Source organism: Desulfovibrio sp. Huiquan2017, assembly GCF_017351175.1.
Taxonomy (GTDB): Bacteria; Desulfobacterota; Desulfovibrionia; order Desulfovibrionales; family Desulfovibrionaceae; genus Pseudodesulfovibrio.
The window spans coordinates 1-15,004 of the sequence record NZ_JAFMPN010000005.1 but is presented as its reverse complement, the minus strand read 5'-3'; the positions used below and the strand labels follow the sequence as shown (position 1 = coordinate 15,004).

The 15,004-nt window shown below is 62.7% G+C and carries 10 protein-coding genes; 2 read left to right on the top strand and 8 right to left on the bottom strand.

The window, feature by feature from the left end:
• Positions 1-3: 3 nt before the first annotated feature.
• Genes J0909_RS05015 through J0909_RS05000 form a run of 4 tightly spaced genes read right to left on the bottom strand, consistent with a single transcriptional unit; the run spans position 4 to position 7,193 of the window.
• Positions 4-2,931 carry a PD-(D/E)XK nuclease family protein gene (locus J0909_RS05015; RefSeq protein WP_207260988.1) on the bottom strand — a complete coding sequence of 976 codons (2,928 nt, stop codon included), beginning with the start codon at positions 2,929-2,931 and terminating at the stop codon, positions 4-6.
• Positions 2,932-6,081, bottom strand: a complete 3,150-nt coding sequence (locus J0909_RS05010) for a UvrD-helicase domain-containing protein (RefSeq protein ID WP_207260987.1) — start codon at positions 6,079-6,081, stop codon at positions 2,932-2,934.
• A 3-nt stretch (positions 6,082-6,084) separates the two neighbouring features.
• A complete protein-coding gene (locus J0909_RS05005) occupies positions 6,085-6,969 on the bottom strand; it encodes a DMT family transporter (protein ID WP_207260986.1) in 885 nt (294 codons plus the stop codon).
• Between the two features lie 2 nt (positions 6,970-6,971).
• On the bottom strand, positions 6,972-7,193 hold the full coding sequence (locus tag J0909_RS05000; protein ID WP_207260985.1) for a hypothetical protein: 222 nt from the start codon (positions 7,191-7,193) through the stop codon (positions 6,972-6,974).
• Between the two features lie 195 nt (positions 7,194-7,388).
• Here J0909_RS05000 and J0909_RS04995 point away from each other — a divergent pair, with 195 nt between their 5' ends.
• Complete coding sequence (locus J0909_RS04995) at positions 7,389-8,216, top strand: RluA family pseudouridine synthase (RefSeq protein WP_207260984.1); 828 nt, start codon at positions 7,389-7,391, stop codon at positions 8,214-8,216.
• Positions 8,217-8,245: 29 nt separating this feature from the next.
• On the opposite strand, the gene J0909_RS04990 is transcribed toward J0909_RS04995, so the two are convergent.
• The 3 genes from J0909_RS04990 to ftsY form a co-directional block, all read right to left on the bottom strand.
• Positions 8,246-9,019, bottom strand: coding sequence for a substrate-binding periplasmic protein (locus tag J0909_RS04990; RefSeq protein ID WP_207260983.1), 774 nt, complete (start codon positions 9,017-9,019; stop codon positions 8,246-8,248).
• Positions 9,020-9,141: 122 nt separating this feature from the next.
• The gene (locus tag J0909_RS04985) at positions 9,142-10,602 is read right to left on the bottom strand and encodes a 30S ribosomal protein S1 (RefSeq protein WP_207260981.1); all 1,461 of its coding nucleotides are present in this window, start codon (positions 10,600-10,602) and stop codon (positions 9,142-9,144) included.
• Between the two features lie 27 nt (positions 10,603-10,629).
• Positions 10,630-12,003: a signal recognition particle-docking protein FtsY gene (ftsY, locus tag J0909_RS04980; RefSeq protein ID WP_207260980.1), complete on the bottom strand. Its 1,374-nt coding sequence runs from the start codon at positions 12,001-12,003 to the stop codon at positions 10,630-10,632.
• 152 nt (positions 12,004-12,155) lie between these two features.
• Between ftsY and asnS the strand changes: the two genes are divergently transcribed.
• Positions 12,156-13,523: an asparagine--tRNA ligase gene (asnS, locus tag J0909_RS04975; RefSeq protein ID WP_207260979.1), complete on the top strand. Its 1,368-nt coding sequence runs from the start codon at positions 12,156-12,158 to the stop codon at positions 13,521-13,523.
• 45 nt (positions 13,524-13,568) lie between these two features.
• Here asnS and J0909_RS04970 read toward each other — a convergent pair whose 3' ends face one another.
• Positions 13,569-14,465, bottom strand: coding sequence for an AraC family transcriptional regulator (locus tag J0909_RS04970; RefSeq protein ID WP_207260978.1), 897 nt, complete (start codon positions 14,463-14,465; stop codon positions 13,569-13,571).
• Positions 14,466-15,004 lie beyond the last annotated feature (539 nt).

Below are 15,004 nucleotides of genomic sequence, written 5' to 3'. Positions count from 1 at the left end.
TTCCTATTTATCCTTGGGCGGGGTCTGCCCGCACGGTTTGCAGAAGTCGCACCACTTGCAGCGGTCGCCGGGTCGGGGACCGAACCGGGGAGCCGTGAGCATGTGTCGGACCAATGTTTGTACCAGGAGCGGGGCGATCTCGTCCACTGCCTCGTCCACTTCCTCTTCGGTCCATTTGTCCGGGAAAAGCCGTTGCTCCTTGCCGTTTTGGCCCAGCAGGACCAGCCCGGCGTTGACCGGGGATTCCCCGGCCGCCTCGGCGTAGAGGTGCAGGTAGGCTGGGAGCTGGACCGATCGCGCGGCGTCGGCCAGATCCGTCAGGAGATCGGGGTCCACGTCGCCGTCCAGGAATCCGGCCATACGGTCGAGCAGCTCCATGTCCCCCCAGAAGCGGGTCTTGGGCATTTGTGCGCCACCGGTTTTGTAGTCCAGGATGAATACGCCCTTCTCGCGCCGTTCCACGCGGTCGATGCGCCCCTTGAACGGGATGTCCAGGCCGTCCTGGGTCAGGACGGTTTCCAGGGGGTGCTCCAGGCCGAGCAGGGTGGCCGGTTGTTGGGTGGCCACGAATTGTTCCAGGCGGTAGCGCCCGGCCTCCATGAGGGCCATGCGCGTGTCCAGCGGTAGCCGGGCGAAGAGCGGTCCGGCCCGGAAGGTCTCGCTGAAGGCGTTGAGCAGCGGCTCGGGGTCCAGGGCGGCCAGATCTTCGCCGGTGCCGACGTGGGGCAGGAGAAATTCCTTGAGCACGTCGTGTATCAAGGAGCCGAATTCGCTGCGGTCGCCTTCCTCGTCCACGCTGTCCACCGGGCGCACCCCGGAAAGATATTGGTAGAAGAAGCGCTTGGGACAGTTCAGGTAGGCATCCAGGCTGGATGGCGACAGCCCTTTGGCGGTCAAAAACTCGGTCAGGGCCCCGCGCACGGCGGCGGTCGCCGGTATGGGCGGCGGCCCGGCGGGCAGGGAGCTGGCCGGGAAGGTCACGGTGCGGACCACGCCGTCTTCGGGGGTCAGGAGCCGTCCGGCGGCCAGTTCACGTTCCCACAGGAGTTGTTCCACAAATCGGCTGCGCACGGATTTTTGATCGAGCAGGCCGGGCTGGACGCCGTTCTGGTAGTAGACGACCGCCTCTCTGGCGCCCATGAGCAACCGATAGAAGTTGTAGCCCGAGACGTTGTCCCGTTCGCGGGCGTCGGGAAGCGCAAGGAGCCTGCGCAGGGGGTCGGGCAGAAGCGGATCGAAGGGGTTGGTGCCGGGCAGCCGCTCCTCGACGGCGTCGAGAATGAAGAGCTTGTCGAAGTGGAGCAGTCTGGTTTCGAGCACCCCCAGGACCTGAAGTCCGGTCAGGGGATCGGGCTCGAAGGAGACGCGTTCCAGGTCGAGCATGCGCCGCAGGAAGGCGTGCAGAGTGGATCGGCCGAAGGGCTTGAAGCAGGTTTCGGCTCCTTTGAGTTGGGGGATGATCGAGTTGGTCAGCCGGAACAGGCACTCGGCGTCCAGGAGATAGGTGTGCCACAGCTTCTCCCCGTGCGCGTGGAGCATGCCCGCCAGCCCGGCCAGGGCTTCACCCAATTCGGCCAGGGTGGACGTGGATTCGAATCCGGCCAGGCAGCGGGTCAGGATTTCCGTGAGCAGGGGGCCGGCCACGGCGCGATCCACATCCTTGAGTGCGTCGTCCTCCCAGTCCGGTTCCCAGCTTTGGGGGGCGAGAAATTTGTCGCCGCGGCGGATGGTCGCTTCCCAGAAATGGAGCACGGGCCTGAGCGGCCGGTCCTCGGGGCCGAGCAGGCGGAGGTAGGGATGGCGAATGAGGGCGATGACGTCCTTCCAGTAATAGCGTCCGTCTTGGGCGCGGTTTTCCTGGAGGGTCAACAAGGTCTCGATGAGGCGGGCCAGGGAGGTCCGCGCCAGGGGGTAGCCCATGGAAATGTTCGGTTCGAGTTCCGGGTCCACTTCGGGCAGGAGGTGCAGCACGGGCAGGAGCGCGCCTTCGTCGGGCAGGACCACGGCAGTGCGGTCCAGGGTGTCGCGCTCATGGACCTCGCGCATATCCTCGGCCAGGCCGGCCAGTTGGGAGTGGCGGTCGTAGCCCTCACAAAACCGGATGTTCGGGGCGCGGGGAGTGGTGTCGAGTCCCTGCGGGATCTCCGGGCGTACGCCCCAGCGGGCGAGCCAGGCCGTGTGCTCGGCCGTGGCCCAGTGGGCGCGGCCGCCCTCGGCCAGGGCCGGGTCCGAGTGCAGCACCGGAGTGAGGAGCTCCCGCTCCCAAAGAAAGCGGAAGAGCCGGTCCTCGGTTCCGCTCAGGGCGTAGAACCCGGCGGCCAGCACGGTTCTGCCGCCCAGGACGTGGGCCACGTCGTCCAGATGGTCGAGGACGAAGCTGGCGGACAAACCCGGAGTGGTCCAGCCTTTGGCGTCGAGCCGGGCCAGATATTCGTGATGGATGGCGCGCAGTTGTTCCAACAGGGCGGCGGCGTAGGCCGAGACCTCGCCCTCCATGTATTCCAGGTCCTGGGGAGCCAGGTCCTGGCGCAGGAGGTCGTCCATGAGCCGGGCCAGGAGCATGCCCCAGGGCAGGAAGGCTTCGCGGTCCAGTTCGGGCAGGCGGGAAAGCAGACGGCCCTTGCGGCCGCTCAGGTCCAGGACGATGCGGTGGAGCATCTCCATCAAGTCGAGTGGGTTGGCCCGTACCGGCGGCGTGGGGGCAAGGCGGCGGTGCAGCCCGGACACGAAGTCCGCGATGGAGGTCATCTCCGGCATGAACGCGGGCCGTTTCATGGACGGGTGCGCGGCGAGCAGCCCCTTGAGGTGGCGGCGCGGGCGATTGTGCGGGAAGAGGACCGTTAGTCGGCCTGGATCGTCGGACGCGGCGACCATGTCGGCCAACACGGGCATGAAGTCGGTCTGCCAGGGAATCAGAATCACGGGGCGCATCTACGTTCTCCCTACTTCGCGGATTTCGCGCAGGTCCAGGTAGATCAGAAAGCCGCGCGGCTTCCCGAAGCCTCCCATGGCTGCGAGAATATCCATGTATTCGCGCACCTGGATTTCGTTGTGCGGATCAGGACGGCCTGTCTTGAAGTCCACGACCACGGTTTCCCCGCCGGTGACGAGCAGGTCGAACCGCTTGAAACCGCCGTGTTGGTCGATGACTTCGGGTTCGCGCGCGCCCTCGGCCAACCAGCCGCGCAGCCGCTTGTCGCCCAGGGCCCAACCGGCCATGGCGCGCAGGTCGGCGTCGAGCTTTGCCCGATCCCCATCGGACAGCGCCCCCAGTTCCGGGAAGTCCTGGACCGCCAGGGTCACGGCCCTGTCCGTGTCGGCCGCATCGAGGCCTGTGACCCGCATGTGCTCCATAACCCGGTGGGCCACTTCGCCGCGCATGCGCTCGTTGAAGAAATAGTCGTCCAGGTTGTGGCGGTAGACCCGCAGCCGGGGGAGCCAGCCCATGAGATCGGCCTCACCCGAGGCCGGGCCCGGATCCCGGGGCTCGGGCCGGGGCGCTTTTTGGGCGGGATGCGTCTCTGCCGGGGTATGGCCCAACTCGAACACGCCATCGTCGTCCAGCTCCAGGAACTGGTCCATGGCCTTGAGGACCACCGGGTTGGCGACGCGGATCGCTTTTTCCGGGAAGAATCCGTACAGCTCCTCGCGAGCCCGGGTCCAGGCCACGTACAGAAGATCGAGTTGTTCGCGTACGGCCCGGCCCAGGCTTTCCTGGTAGGGGCGGCCCAGGTCTTTTTTCAGGGGCACGAGCAGGTCGTGTCCCCGGTACGTCTGGACCGTGAAGTTCCGGTCCGTGTCGGTCTTCCAGTGATGGAAGGGCACGATGGTCACGGGAAATTCCAGTCCCTTGGCCTTGTGGATGGTCATGATGCGCACCGCATCGATGTTCTCGGGCAGGGGGACCTTCTCCTGGTCGGATTTTTCCTCCCAGTACTCCAGGAAGGCGGACAGGGATCCATAGCCGTTCTCTTCGGCTAAATGGACGACTTCGAGAAAGCGGCGCACATACAGTTCCGCCTCGGGGTGCCGTTCCCGCACGCGGAAGACGCGCACGGCCTCCATGGTCAGATCGTAGGGCGTCATCAGCCCGGACTGGTTGTAAAAGGGCTCGATGAGCCGCCGCCACAGGGCCGGGAAGTCCTCGCGGAACTGCACGCCCATGGGGCGTTTGCGGGGGCGGATGAGCCAGTCCAGCAATTCGGATTCGGGCAGGCCGGACTCGGCCAGGAACAGTTCGCTTCCGCCGACGAAGGTCAGGAACGCGGCGTCGTCGCGGGGAAAATCCAGGAATCCGAGGAATCCGGCCAGTTGCCGGACCACGGGGTGGCGGTCCAGTTGCAGGGAGTTTTCAGTGATGACCGGGATGTTCTTGCGCACCAGCAGGTCGCAGACCTGGGCGGCGTGGGAGTGGGAGCGGACCAGGATGCCGATGTCCCGATAGGCGCGCCGGGCGGTCAGGTCGTCCATGAGCGCGTCCAGCCGCTCCAGAGTCTGCTCCACGATCTCGCCGGGACTGCCGCCTTCGAGGCGCTCCATGCGCACGTAGCCCCGGGTGTCGCGGTGTTTGTCCGGCAGGGACTGGGCGCAATCCTTGAAGCTTTGGATGAGTTGTCCGGCGAACTCGGCGCGGAAGGGCCCATCGGCGTCGGGCAGGACGCGGTCGGCCAGATCGGCCGCCTGGTCCGGGTCTTCCAGGTTGGAGAAGAAGCGGTTGTTGAACTCGACCACGTTGCGGTGGCTGCGCCAGTTGTCCGGCAGGTTCTCGGTCCCGAGGTCTCCGGCCAGCCCGGCCACGTCGGGCTGGGTCATGACTTCGTCGAACAGGGCGGAATCCCCGCCGCGCCAGCCATAGATGGCCTGCTTGACGTCGCCCACGAAGAACAGGCTGCCGCCCTTGGCCAGGCATTCCCCCGCCAGGGGGGTGATGGCCCGCCATTGGTCGCGGTTGGTGTCCTGGAATTCGTCCACCAGCATGTGGTGCAGTCGGCATCCGAGGCGGCAGTAAGCCTCGGACACGGCCCCGCCGTCAGCCAGCAGTTCGATGACGTGCCCGGCCACTCCCGCATTGAGGACCATGCCCTGCCGGCGCTGCAATTCCTCCAGCCCATTTTCCAGGCGCAGGGCGATCTCGATGGCCGGGGCCAGGAAATAGGCCCCCGCCAGGGTGGCGTGGGCAGCGGCGTACTGTCGGCAAGCTTCCTTGAAGCGGGCGTAGACGCCTTCGGCCAGGTCATCCACCTTGTCCTTGCCCTTGGCGTTGACGAATTCGTACAGGGTGTCCTTGTAGAGATAGGCGGATTTGGTCTCGGGTGCGTCGAACAGGCCGAGGTTGTCGAACTTGGCCAGGAGTTTCGGGAAATTCGCGTGGACCGGCAGGCCGGTGTCGTTGAGCAGCTCCCGCATGCGGGCCACGGCCCGCATGAGCGCTGCGTGTTCCTCGGTCAGCAGTTCCAGGATGGCATCCTGGTCCGTGAGCAGGGCGTTTGCGCGGGTCTCGACGCAGCCGGTCAGTTCACGCAGCCGGTCGCGGACCGTGTCCTGGACCCAGAAACCGTTGCGTCCTTCCCGGCGGATCAGGGTGCGCACCGCGCCGTCCAGCAGGGCGGCGCTGGGTTCATCGGTCTCGCACAGGCCGAGGAAGTGGTCGAAGACCGCGTCGAATAGCTCCCGCTCGTCAAAGACGATCTCGAAATCCGGGCGCACGCCGAATTCCAGGGCGAAGAGCCGGAGCAGGAGGACCAGCAGGGAGTCGATGGTCCGGATGTTCAGGCGATGGTAACGGCGCAGTATCGCACCGACCGTGGTCCGGGCGGTTTCCCGCGAGCAGGCCGGGTTCTTTTCGAGGCCCAGGGCGCTCGCCTTGAGTCCGTTGACCACGCGTTCCTTCATTTCGGCGGCGGCCTTGTTGGTGAAGGTCACGGCCATGATTTCGGGCCAGGAGAATCCGCGGCCCGGCCGGTTGGTGCAGACGAACGGGGTGTCCTCGCCCGCCGCGTCCAACAGGCTCAGGAAGCGCCGGGTCAGCTGGTACGTCTTGCCCGAGCCCGCCGAGGCTTTGACTTGTCGAAGTTCAGACATGGTTTAGGCCTCGCTTCCCATGGTTTTGTGCGGGCGTGAGCCGGACAGGATTACCAGGAGCACTGCGGCGATGATCAGGGACGAGCCCGCGTAGCCTATCAGGGAGAATCGTTCGCCGAACAGGGCGTAGGCCAGGATCGCGGCCACCAGTGGTTCGAAGGTGGCGACCACCGAGGCGTGCGTGGTGTCCATGCGTTTGAGGCCTGCATAATAAAACGAGAACGCGCCGTAGGAGGTGACCAGGGCCATGCCGATCAGCAGCAGCCACACTGCGGGCGACTTGTGCGTGAAGTTGATGAAGGGCAGCAGCAGGAGCGCGCCGAAGGGCAGGGCGTAGACGAAGATGGTCGGCGTGGGGTAGCGGTACAGGAATTTTTTCCCGAAGATGTAATAGAGGGCGTATGTGAAGCCCGAGATTAGTCCGGCAGCCAGGCCGAAGAGGTTCAGTTGGATGGCCGCCGCACTCATAAGCTTGGGCCCCAGGCTGATGCAGGTCACGCCGAGAATGGTCATGGCCACGCAGGCGGCCTTGGTCATGGTCATCTCCTCCTTGAGGACCAGCTTGGACAGCAGGGCCACCCAGGCCGGGGCCGTGTACAGGAGCACGGCGGCCATGGCCATGCCCACGTCGCGGATGGCGATCTGATATGCTCCGTAGAAAAGGGTCACGCAGATGACCCCGAAGCCGAGCAGGGCGGGAAGGTCTTGGCGATGGGCCCGCAGTTGTCCGGCCACCGTCGCATGGATCAGGAAAAAGACCCAGCCGAACATGGCCCGCCAGAAGGCGATTTCCAATACTCCGACGCCCTCGGCCAGGACGAATTTGGTGAACACGCCGATGACGCCCCACATGAAGGCCGCCGCCAGGACATAGAGGAATCCGGCCATGGCTACAGCTCGCCCGGGATGCCGTAAGAGCGGAGGAAGCCGTTTTGAGAGCGGGTGTGCTTTGAGAAGGTCGTGTCGCGCCCGTGCTGGGCCGTGTTGCAGACGAGCTGTTGGCACGATCCCTCGCGCAGGCCGCAACAATGGATCCTGCGCGGGGGCACGCCGACCTTGGCGGGCATCCTGACCGGCCCATTGCCCGAGGTGGAGAAAGCGGCCTTCGTCACCCCCCGGCCCCCGGCCATGGTGATGTCGAGCCGATTCGGTCCCCCTGCCGATATAAAGAGAGCTTCGGAGCCCATCCCGTCACCTTTGCCATATGATCCATATGTGTTGAAACTTCGGATCAGAATGCTTCAAATCCCTTGCCAACGCAACTGGAAACCCTTGCCGGGGAAGGAGCTTGTGCGTATGCTCGGCGCATGCTTTTCCAAGGGACGTTCCACATCGACGCGTCCGGCGACGGCCTCCGCCTGGACCGGGTTCTCGAAACAGTCATGCCCGGAACGGGCCTGCGCCTCCGGCGCCGCCTGTGCGAGGAAGAGCGCGTGTTGGTGGACGGCCGGGCCAGAAAGCCCGGATACCGGGTCCGAACCGGACAACCTGTCGAAGTGAAGGAAGTTGAGGAGATGGCGACACCCAGTGCATTGGGATTGAGGATCGTCAAGTGCGAGGACGGGTTCGCCGCCGTGAATAAGCCCGGCGGGGTGCATTCCGCACTCATTGCAGGCAAGAGCGAAGCCAACGCCGAGGCCGTTTTGCCTAATCTGTTCCCGGGCCAGGCCCCGGTCCTGCTTAATCGGTTGGACCATATGACCTCCGGGCTGCTGCTGGTGGCCCTGACCCCCGAAGCCCGTCGGGCCTATCTCGAATACGAGGGCCAGGGGAGCATCAAGAAATTCTACCTTGCTCGCGTGCGTGGGCGCCTGGACGGCATAGTCTCCGTCCGCAACCGGCTGGACACGGACGACCGCAAGATCACTCGCGTCCTGGCCGAGTCGGACCCGGATTTCCGCCGCTGGACCGGAGTCACGGCCCTGTCCCACGACAACATGGCCGACACCTCCCTGGTGCGCTGCCTGATCATGAAGGGCGCGCGCCATCAGATTCGCGCCCATCTGGCCTCCATAGGTCATCCCATCGTCGGCGATCCCCTGTACGGCGGGGGGGAGTGCCCGCACGGGCTGATGCTCCAGCACCAGCGTCTGGAGATGCCGGGTTTCCAGGTCGAGATCATTCCGCTTTTCTGATTTCGGCCGGGTTCTGCCCGCCTTCCGTCCTAGGGGCTGAGCCCGTAGTGGGCGAGGATGGTCCGTAGTTCGCCGGAAGCCCGCATCTCGCGAATTTTTCCTTCCACTATGTCGCGCAACTTCTTTCCTTCGGGGCAGCGGGGCGAAAAGGCTATCCTGTTGTAGAACATTGCCACCGGCTCGGGGTTCACCCGGACCTTGTCGGTCACGCCCTTTTCCCGGGTGATGTAGCGGAAGGCCAGGGAGCCCACGAGCATGGCGTCGATGCGGTCGTTGAGCATGCATTCGAGGTTGGCGTATTGGGCCTGGGTCGGGTTGTCGTCGGAGTTCATCCTGATGCGCGTCGGGTCCCCCTCGTGGCTGTCCAGGTAGTCGTCTATCTCGGGATTGCCGGTCCGGAATCCCCTGGGAATGGAGAAGCGGATGCCCGCCAGGGAAGTCACGCCCCGGTAACGCCACCGGCTGTGGATACGGGTGGCGAACTGTATCACGTTGATCATGTCCAGGTTGCGGACGAAGACGAAGTCCTCGGCGTGGGTTGAGCCCGCGTAGGTGATTGCGTCGAACCGTCCGTCCAGGGTGTCGCGTATGGCTCGGACATAGGGCATTTCATGGAAAATCAGGCGATGTCCGGTGCCTTCGAAGGCGCGCCGCAGGACCTCATGCATGATGCCGTCGTGCGGTGCGTCGTTTTGGTCGCAGACCAGGGGACAATACGTGGATGTGGCCACGTTGACGTCTGCCGCATACGCATGGACGGGGAGCAGCAGGAGGAGCAGAATAAGGCGGAGTCGGCATCTCATGGCGGAATCCTCGGCTTATCTCCATTCTAGAGCAAACGCCCGAGAAACGAAATGGCTAATTCAATGAAAAGGCCCGGTCTCCATATGGAGACCGGGCCTTTTCATTGCGCGGTCGGCCCGCGTTATTTCTTCTTGTTGAGGGCTTCCTGGAGTTTGGCGCCGAGCAGCCCCATGGAACCGGTGTCCACCTTGCGCTTGGGCGCGAATTCCTTCCAGTCGCCGTCTTCCCGGGCGTCGCCCGTGGTCAGGGATATCTTGCGCTCCCCGGCCTTGACCTCGCCGATGACCACTTCCACGGTGTCTCCGCCGTGCAGCTTCTCGAAAGCGGCGGGTTTTTCGGAGCGGGCGATGACCGACTTGGGCAGCAGGCCGGTGATGCCCGGCTCCAACTGGATGAAGATGCCGAATTGCTCCTGCTTTTCGACCACGCCCTCGACCTTCTGGCTAGGCTGGTAGCGATCGGCCACTCCGGCCCAAGGATCGCCCTCGGCGTCCTTCATGGACAGGCCGATGCGTCGCTTGTCCAAATCGATGGATTTGATCTTGACCGTGACTGTGTCGCCTTCCTTGACCATGTCCGAGGGCTTGTTCACGCGCTTGGTGTAGCTCATCTCGGAAATGTGGACGAGGCCGTCCACGCCCGGGGCGATCTCCACGAAGGCCCCGAAGTCGGCCAGCCGGACGACCTTGCCGCTGATCATATCGCCCACGGCAAAGGTGGCGGACAGGGTGTCCCAAGGGTTCTGGGCCAGTTCCTTCATGGACAGGGAAATCTTCAGCCGTCCCTTGTCGTCTTTCTCCAGGCGGGTGATTTTGGCCCGGACCTTCTGGCCCACGGAGACGACTTCCTCGGGGTGAGCCACGCGGCCGTAGCCGAGCTGGGATATGTGCACCAATCCTTCCAGGCCCGGCATGATCTCGACGAAGGCGCCGAAGGCCGCCAGCCGGGTGACGGTGCCCTCGACCTCGTCGCCAACCTTGGTTTCCTCAACGAAGGTCTGGGTGGACTCGGCGGCCTCGCGTTCGAGCAGGGCGCGGCGGGAGACCACGACGTTGCGGCCGTGGTCCTCGAGCTTGATGACCAGAAATTCCAGGGTCTGGCCGACGTATTCCTCGGGATTTTCCACGAAGCGGGCGTCGATCTGGCTCACGGGACAAAAAGCCCGGCGCTGGAGGATGGTCACGTTGAAGCCGCCCTTGCAGGTGGATTCCACCTTGCCTTCCACGGGCAGGGCGCTCGCCTTGGCTTCTTCGAGCATGGCCAGTCCGCCGATGCCGGAGATGGCGCGGGACAGCTTGATGCCGCCGGAGTCCTTGCCGACCACGTACAGCTCCACCTTGTCGCCTTCGGCCACGGTGCAGTTGCCGTCCTCGTCCAGCAGTTCCTCACGTTCGACAATGCCGTCCAGCTTGGTGCCGGTGTCCACGAAGACGGTGTTTTCGCCTACCTGGATGACGGTGCCGGTCACCTTGTCGCCCACGGACAGGTCGTCACCGCCGCCTTCGCTGTACTGTTCGAACAGTTCGGCGAAGGACTCTTCGCCTTCTTCCACGCCATTACGCTCTTTGAATTCTTCGGACACGTCGTCTCTACCGTTTTGGTAAAAGGGTTAAGTAAGCAGGGCCTTGGCGAAGTCCTTACCGTCGAAGGGACGGAGGTCTTCCATCTTTTCGCCGAGCCCCACAAAGGTGATCGGCAGCTTGTTTTGCAGGGTTACGGCGACCACCACGCCACCCTTGGCCGTGCCGTCCAGCTTGGTCAGGATGATCTCGTCCACGCCCACGGCCTGGTTGAACAACTTGGTCTGGCTGAGGGCGTTCTGGCCGGTGGTGGCGTCGATGACCAGGACATTGCGATGGGGCGCGCCCTCATGCTTCTTGCCCACCACTCGCTTGATCTTGGTCAGTTCGTCCATGAGGTTGGACTTGGTGTGCAACCTGCCGGCTGTGTCGAGAAGCAGCAGGTCGTATCCCTCATTGATGGCCTTGTCCATGGCCTCGTAGGCCACTGCCGCCGGATCGGACCCCTCGGCTTTGGCATAGAAGCCGGTGCCCAGGCGGTCGGCCCAAACGCGCAGTTGGTCGATGGCCGCGGCCCGGAAGGTGTCGCCCGCAGCGATGAGCACCTTGCGGCCCTGCATCTGGGCGCGGTAGGCCAGCTTGGCGATGGTCGTGGTCTTGCCCACGCCGTTGACGCCGATCATCATTAATACTTCGGGCGGGTTCACGGCCTCGATGCGCTTGGGAACCTTGAAGATGTCCTCCAGCTCCGCGCGCAGGATGTCCTTGAAGTCGTCGGGATTGTCGGTCCCCGCCTTGCGGGCGCGGGCCTTGAGGTTGTCCATGAGCTGGTCCGCCGCTTCCATGCCCACGTCGGCCATGATCAGGATTTCTTCGAATTCCTCCCAGAAGTCGTCGTCCAGGGAGGAGTGGGCGGAGAGCAGTCCGTCGATGCGTTTGGTGATCTGTTCGCGGGTTTTGGAAATGCCTTCGGAAAGTTTGAGGAACAGGCGGTCGCGCTCGTCTTCCTCGTCCTCCAGGTCCAGGGCCAGGGCCAGTCGGTATTGGAGTTCGGATTTGAAATCGGCCACGGCATCGTAGCCCATGTCGTCCAGCCAGGACTCGAATTTGGCGATGAAATTCCCGGCTTCGGCGTCGGGTGCGCCCAGCGCCTTGAACAGGAAGGCCAGCCGGTCCCGGAGAGCCGGTCCCTTTCGGTCCACGCCCTCAAGAATGATGTTCAGCCATTGGGAGAGTTTGGGGTCGGCTTGGCGCAGGGCCAGGGTCAGTCCGGCCTGCCAATCCTCGGAGGGCGTGGGCGCGGCGTCCGTCGCCTTTGCTGCCGGGGCGGGTTCGGGCGCGGGTTCGGGCTTGGCCGGATTGTCGAGGTCCAGCCCTTTTTCCCGCTTGTATTCGTCCAGGGCCTGTTGGGCCGCTTCCTCCGGACTTGCCCAGGCCTTTTTCAATCTGCTAAAAAATCCCATCAGGGCCTCTTATAAGAATTACGTTTTCAGTTCGGGCGTAGTTAATAGCCTACCTCGTGGGTGGTGGCAATAGAGGATATTGCGTCCCGTGTATTGCCATTGCCCGACCGAGCGGCTAAGAGCGTGTAAAAAAATAGCAGAAGGACGGCTATATGAAACGAACCAAGATTCTCGACGCGCTGAATGCACAGGCCCCGGCGGATACTATCCGCATCATGGGCTGGGTCCGCTCCAAGCGCGACAACAAGGGATTTTCTTTTCTGGCCCTGAACGACGGCTCCTGCCTGGGAACCATTCAGGTGATCGTGGACCACACCCCGGAGACCGAGGAGGCTCTTAGCCGTACCGGCACGGGCGCGTCCGTGGCCGTCACCGGTTCGCTGGTGGAGTCTCCGGGCCAGGGACAGAAGTGGGAGGTGCGCGGCAAGACCCTTGAGGTCGTCGGTGAAGCGGACCAGGAGACTTTCCCTCTCCAGAAGAAACGCCATTCCGATGAGTTCTTGCGCTCCATCGCCCATCTGCGTCCGCGGACCAACAAGTTCGGGGCCATGTTCCGCATGCGTTCCCACTTGGCCCAGGCCGTGCACAAGTTTTTTGCGGACAAGGGGTTCTTTTACATCCATACGCCGATCATCACCGGCAGCGATTGCGAGGGCGCGGGCGAGATGTTCCGCGTGACCGCGCTTCCGGCGGGGAGCCGGGAGCCTGTGGAGAACGATTTCTTCGGGCGTCCGTCCAATCTGACCGTGTCCGGCCAACTTTCGGTGGAGATGTTCGCCCTGTCCCTCGGGGATTGCTACACCTTCGGTCCCACCTTCCGGGCCGAGAACTCCAACACCCCGCGTCACGCTGCCGAGTTTTGGATGATCGAGCCGGAGATTTGCTTCGCCGATCTGACCGACGACATGGATCTGGGCGAGGAGATGATCAAGTATCTGGTCGGGTACATGCTCGACAATTGCGCCGAGGACGTGGAGCTTTTCGCCAAGTGGGTGGACAAGACTCTCATGCCTACGCTTACGACCATCCTCAAGGAGCCCTTCGAACGGCTGCCTTACACCGAGGCTATTAATATATTGAAGAAGACCAAGAAGCAGTTCGAATATCCGGTGGAGTGGGGCATGGATCTCCAAACCGAGCATGAACGGTTCCTGTGCGAGGAGAAGTTCAAAAAGCCGGTCTATGTCTATGACTACCCCAAGATCATCAAGCCGTTTTACATGCGTATGAACGACGACGACAAAACCGTGGCCGCCATGGACTGCCTGGTCCCGCGCATCGGCGAGATCATTGGCGGCAGTCAGCGCGAGGAGCGTCTGGACGTGCTCACGGCCCGGATGGACGAGGTGGGGCTCGATAAGGAAGAGTATTGGTGGTATCTGGACTCACGCAAGTTCGGCTCCGCGCCTCACGCTGGATTTGGCATGGGCTTCGAACGCATGCTCATGCTCGTCACGGGCGTGCACAATATCCGTGACGTCATTCCGTTCCCCAGGACGCCCAAGAGCCTGGAGTTTTAGTTCAGCCCGAACGGGACCCGGCCGATATCGGCCGGGTCCCGTCGTTTATTCAATTGATATATAGATGTCGGTCAGCAGTTCCTCGGGCGGCGTGGATTGGTGGTCGTTGAGATAGAGCTCAAAGCAGAGGTTGCTCCCGAACCTCTCCCCGCTGTGCGGCAGCCACTGCCCCATGAGTTCGGCATAGGTCGCTTCCAATCCATCATACGGCCCCTTGTGTGTTGTCACGGCGTACCGGCCTCCGCCCACTGTCTGGATGCCGATCTCGCCTTCCCCGTTCACGTCTCGGTCCACGGTGAAGCATGCGTCGTAGCGGATTTTGTCCGGGGGCGTGACCTGGGGAGCGTCATGGCTCACTCCGAGGAATTTGGTGTCTGCGCGGAACAGCCCTTTGGAGTCCGCCCATGCGCATAGCCTGTCCCACGCATCGCCGCATTCGTTGTACGGCCCGGTCTTGCGGATGAATGCGACCCGCATGGCCTCCACATTTTCTATTCTCACTTTCATGTTTGTCTCCGTCCGTTCTTTCAGGCGAAATGCCTCGCGCGTTGCATCCGGCCTGTAGTGAATAAGTCCCGGGAACTTGTCGTGGGTCTCCTGCCAATGCCGCTCCTGGTATTTGGAGGGAGGGCAACCGAACATCTTCTTGAATGCCCGGCTGAATGATTCCACGGTCTCGTAGCCTGCGTCGAAAGCGGTGCCGGTCACGGTGTGGTCGCCGAAGCACAGGCGCAGAGCCGCCCGTTCCAGGCGAATCCGCCGGATGTGATCAATCACTGTTTCCCCCATCATGCCCTTGAATATGCGATGGAAGTGCGTGGGCGAGAAACAGGTCTGCGCTGCCAGTCCCTCAAGGGACAGTTCCGTGTCCAGGTTGGCCTGGATATGGAGCAGCACGGTATTCATCCGCTCGAGATAGTCGTTTCTTGTCGTTGTCCTCATGATTCCTCCGGGAGCGATTGAGACAGCATAGAAGAGGGGGAGTGGCTCTTGCTTGACCTTATCTGCCATGTTTGCTGCCGTGTCTGCGTCATATCGGGACTCGTACATAAGCGCTATCCCCTGGCCAAAGGTGGTAAAAGGGAGGGGAAACCTGGCTCTTGTTTCCTGACTAGCGTACGAGATGAGAAAAGGGCATGAAAAGTTTTTTTCAAAAAATCATTTATTTAAGTATGTTGAATGACAAAGTGTGATTTTGGAGAAGTTTTTTTGAAAAAACCGCTTGACCTCCGAGAGCGATTCACCTAGAACCTCTTTCGCCGCACGGGGAAGCCCTGTTGGAACGACCCGGCGGCTTGTTCTTTCTCAAACATAATGAACGGTTGGCCGCTTCGGAAATTTGAAAAAAAAGTTTCAAAAAGTGGTTGACGGCCGGTCTAGAAAAATCTAGATTGTAATTTCCCGCAAAGCGCGGGACGTTCTTTGAGAAACAAGACGTACATGGTCTTTGACAATTAAATAGCGAGTTGAGCAACAAAGAT

Excerpts from the sequence above, each read along its gene's own strand:
- J0909_RS05015 (WP_207260988.1), bottom strand. The coding sequence starts at position 2,931 with ATGCGCCCCGTGATTCTGATTCCCTGGCAGACCGACTTCATGCCCGTG.
- J0909_RS05010 (WP_207260987.1), bottom strand. The coding sequence starts at position 6,081 with ATGTCTGAACTTCGACAAGTCAAAGCCTCGGCGGGCTCGGGCAAGACG.
- J0909_RS05005 (WP_207260986.1), bottom strand. The coding sequence starts at position 6,969 with ATGGCCGGATTCCTCTATGTCCTGGCGGCGGCCTTCATGTGGGGCGTC.
- J0909_RS04995 (WP_207260984.1), top strand. The coding sequence starts at position 7,389 with ATGCTTTTCCAAGGGACGTTCCACATCGACGCGTCCGGCGACGGCCTC.
- J0909_RS04990 (WP_207260983.1), bottom strand. The coding sequence starts at position 9,019 with ATGAGATGCCGACTCCGCCTTATTCTGCTCCTCCTGCTGCTCCCCGTC.
- ftsY (WP_207260980.1), bottom strand. The coding sequence starts at position 12,003 with ATGGGATTTTTTAGCAGATTGAAAAAGGCCTGGGCAAGTCCGGAGGAA.
- asnS (WP_207260979.1), top strand. The coding sequence starts at position 12,156 with ATGAAACGAACCAAGATTCTCGACGCGCTGAATGCACAGGCCCCGGCG.
- J0909_RS04970 (WP_207260978.1), bottom strand. The coding sequence starts at position 14,465 with ATGAGGACAACGACAAGAAACGACTATCTCGAGCGGATGAATACCGTG.